Genomic DNA, 3,779 nt, shown 5'->3' with positions numbered 1-3,779 from the left:
GATAGAGCTAGCAGATTTACTATTTTAGCCAAGTCTATAGATAGAACAGCTAATTCAATCAATAGAATATTGTACAAAGTATCTAATGGTCATAAAATATTAACAGCTACATTTGATAATGGTAAAGAGTTTGCTAAACATAAGAAGCTAACTAGCAAGACTGGCATCAAAGTATTCTTTGCTGATCCATACAGTCCTTGGCAAAGAGGTACTAATGAAAACATGAATAGGTATATCAGACAATTTATACCTAAAGGTACTAACTTTAACAATATATCTCATCAATACATTAGAAGTTACAGATAGACTTGAATAATAGACCTAAGAAATGTTTAAATTACTTGACACCTAATGAAGTACATTTTGGTATCTCTATAAACATTGAGAATACTATCTAGCTAGTAATTTTTTTATATTATCTTGTAATATTCGTTAACAAAAACATAAATATGAAAATCTCAAAAAAAATTGTCTTAAGTTTACTAATTATAGCTTTACCTATTTTAACATTTGCAGGTCGATCAAATAATTTTAATCTTGATATCCTCAATAACCAACAAACTGCGATAGCAAATATTCAGTATGATTTGAGTGTTTCGACTGATGATAAAAATGACGGTTCAATTACTCAAAGAGGCGACTTACAAGGCTCAATCAACTCTTTAAAAAATGCTCTTAAAGAGTCTAAGCCTAATAGTTATATCAATACACAGCTTACTCTTGCATTAGCTTCTTTAGAAATATCTAATAATTCAGTAAATGATGCTAAAAAAACATTAAATTCTCTTGGCACTATAAAGTCTTATAATAACCCAATATTACAGATATTCTTAGCTGCATATTCTCTGATTTGGGATCCTAATAATTTTAATCAAAATATTGCAATTCTTAAAGAATCTAAATGGTCAAAAATGCCTCACTTCATACAAGCAATCCAAACTGCTAAAACTAACTTCAACTTAGGCGTAAACTCAAAATTAGATCAGTTAAAGGATATTGATCAAAACTCTTTAGCAATAGTTACATTAGGATACTCATTAAATGATGATGGCTCCATGAGCAATATATTAGTTGATAGACTAAAAATAACCCTAGCAGCACATAAGAAATATCCTAATGCGATAATCATAGTATCAGGCGGAGTTGCTCACGAAGTTGTGACAGAATCATACCAAATGAAACAATGGCTAATTAAGCATGGTGTTTCTGCACAAAGTATAATACAAGAGGATCAATCAACTAGCACTGTCACCAATGCTATCAATACGGTAAATATAATCAAAAAAAATAAATAGACCTGTTAAAAATATTTTACTAATAAGCTCTGACTTTCATATCCGTAGAGCAAACTCTATTTTTGAGCAAGAAATTTACAATGCTAAACTACCTATCAAAATGTCTAACATAACTGCTAGAACAAATTATTAATAATTAAAGATACTCTTAGAACAGCTGGAATATGGCAAATGCCAGGAATGGTTTTCTAGTCATTACCTTCAAATTCATCTATAAACTTCTGAGCTGCAGCAATTCTTTCTTTACATAACTGATAACTTTTTGAAGCTTGTTCTAGCATTGGTGCTAATTCATCTAAAAGAGCCGGATTATCTTGTTGCTCTTGAAGTTTCTCATTAATTTCTTCTAATATCTGATAATTCTTTGCAAATTTTTTACTTTGAGTTGCCATTTTTTTTCACCTCTACTTGTATATATCCATCAGCATAAACTATTTCTAAATCTGAGTAAGCTTGTGCTTGTTTTTGAGTTGTTATATATTTGCCATCTGTTGTCTTTGTCAAGCTAAAGCCTCTTTTAAGAGTTGGCTCTATTGATACTGATAATATTTGTTTATAAAGAGACTCACTAGTTTGATTATAATATTTTAAAATATTTTGAGCCTTATTAATTGATTGATTATATAAGTTATAAACATTATTTTCATAACTTCTCATCAAGCTTTTTGAACTTAGTAATATACTTTGATATACAGTGTCCATAGATTTGGCACATAATTTAGAGACTCCTCTAGCTATAGAAGTTGATTCTCTATAATTATGATCCACACTTTGATTCATTTGATAGAGATAATGTTCTAAACGTGTTTTAAAGTTATGATACAGATTATCTAATTGATATTTATTTTGTCTAGCTAGATTTTTAGTGACTCTCACTATTGATTCATAATTATATTTAGCGTTTATTGCATTATCAACAATTGTAGTAGCTATATAATTTATAACCTTAGATGGTGTATCAAATCTTTTTGTACATAACTCATCTAAAACTGTACTATCTCTTTCATGTCCTATACCAACTAGTACGGGAATTTCACTATTACAAATACTTTCAGCTGGTAGTATATTATTAAACCAGTCAAGATCTGCTTGAGAGCCCCCTCCTCGGATTAATACTATCGCATCATATTTATCAGCGATTGTTGCTATTTTAGCAAATGCTATCGAGACACTTTTTGCACATTCTGCACCTTGCATCTTTGCTTCATATATATCAAAGTTACAGAGATTTAAATTTTGTAATTTATCAGCCTCTTCGAAGAAATCTCCTTTACCTGCAGCAGTCATACTTGTGATTACTGCAACATTGGTAAAATCATCTGGCATTTTAATAACTTTATTTTTTTCTAGAATGCCTTTTTTAGATAAATTTTGTAGAATCTCAATTTTACGAGCTTGCCTATCACCAAGTGTAAAAGCAGGATCTATATCTATTATATTTAGGCTAAGACCAAAGCTAGTATGATAATTTACAGCAACTTTAAATAAAACTTTCATATCTGTTTTTAGAGTTTCACCAGTAGCTTGACTAAATTTACTATGGATATAATCAACTTTATTTGCCCAGCAATTACACCTAATTTTAGCTATAGGAAACTTACTAACCCCATCATGCTCTATAAGTTCACCATAGTAATGTTTACCAGATCCACGCCATTCAGATAGCTCTGCAACTACCCAAAAGCCTTCATATCCGAAGCTCATTTCTATAGTACTTTTTATAAGCTCAAGAAATTCACTAAGTTTCAATGATTCTTGCATGATAATATTAACTAAAAATCTTAATTTGAATAAATTCTACATTTACAGAACTAATATACAACCATTATTAACATTTATAATAGAAAGACAGGTTTTATAAAGAATTTGTTTTATAGTGCTGATCTTAATGCACCTCTAACTTTAAAACTACACTCCTGAACACTTGATTTTAGTTTTTCTAGTTTTCTTCTAAACAATTATCTGGCTTTTTTGATGGTAAACATGTTTTTATTTCCCCATGATGTTTTTGTTCCTGTAAACAATTTAAATCACCACTAGTTAATTGTTCATCTGCAGCATATACTGAAGCAGAAAAAATAATAAATACGCTAGATTGTATTCTGAAAGTTTTAAATAGTTGAAAGAGAGTTCCAAATATGGTTTATTAGGTTTTGACGAAACTAAAATAAACGATAAGGAACTAAAAAATGCCAAAGCACTTAACTCTTTCAAATAGATATTGTATAGAAGAATTACTTAAATTAGGATACCAAACATCTCAAATAGCCAATAAAATTGGCTATAGTGAAAGAGCTATAAAAAAGGAACTTAATCGCACTAGTATAAATAGTGACTATAATGCTGAGATAGCACAGAAGCTATATCAAAGCCGCAGAACTTCAAATAATCATAAGCTATCCTGTAAAGTTAAAAAGCTAATAATAGCTTTGTTAAAAAAGAAGATATCTCCGGAACTTATTTGTGGTAGATTAAAACATGAGG

4 protein-coding genes and 1 pseudogene are annotated in these 3,779 nt (G+C 29.7%); 3 read left to right on the top strand and 2 right to left on the bottom strand.

Annotated features, from left to right (window positions below; translation table 11 throughout):
* Positions 1-398, top strand: a pseudogene (locus F8C69_RS09490) (IS30 family transposase); the annotation flags it as partial.
* Between the two features lie 51 nt (positions 399-449).
* A complete protein-coding gene (locus F8C69_RS09485) occupies positions 450-1,295 on the top strand; it encodes a YdcF family protein (RefSeq protein WP_234384254.1) in 846 nt (281 codons plus the stop codon).
* A 188-nt stretch (positions 1,296-1,483) separates the two neighbouring features.
* Here the strand turns inward: F8C69_RS09485 and xseB are convergent, their stop codons facing one another.
* Positions 1,484-1,687, bottom strand: a complete 204-nt coding sequence (gene xseB, locus F8C69_RS09480) for an exodeoxyribonuclease VII small subunit (RefSeq protein ID WP_004287964.1) — start codon at positions 1,685-1,687, stop codon at positions 1,484-1,486.
* On the bottom strand, positions 1,671-3,056 hold the full coding sequence (xseA, locus tag F8C69_RS09475; RefSeq protein WP_159184994.1) for an exodeoxyribonuclease VII large subunit: 1,386 nt from the start codon (positions 3,054-3,056) through the stop codon (positions 1,671-1,673). The genes xseB and xseA overlap by 17 nt, the downstream gene beginning before the upstream one ends.
* Before the next feature lie 428 nt (positions 3,057-3,484).
* Between xseA and F8C69_RS09470 the strand changes: the two genes are divergently transcribed.
* Positions 3,485-3,779 (top strand): helix-turn-helix domain-containing protein (locus F8C69_RS09470; RefSeq protein WP_159184785.1); only part of this gene is annotated, 295 nt, incomplete at its 3' end.

Source organism: Francisella noatunensis subsp. noatunensis (assembly GCF_009823375.1).
GTDB classification, from domain to species: domain Bacteria; phylum Pseudomonadota; class Gammaproteobacteria; order Francisellales; family Francisellaceae; genus Francisella; species Francisella noatunensis.
This window is presented reverse-complemented; position numbering and strand designations above follow the sequence as displayed.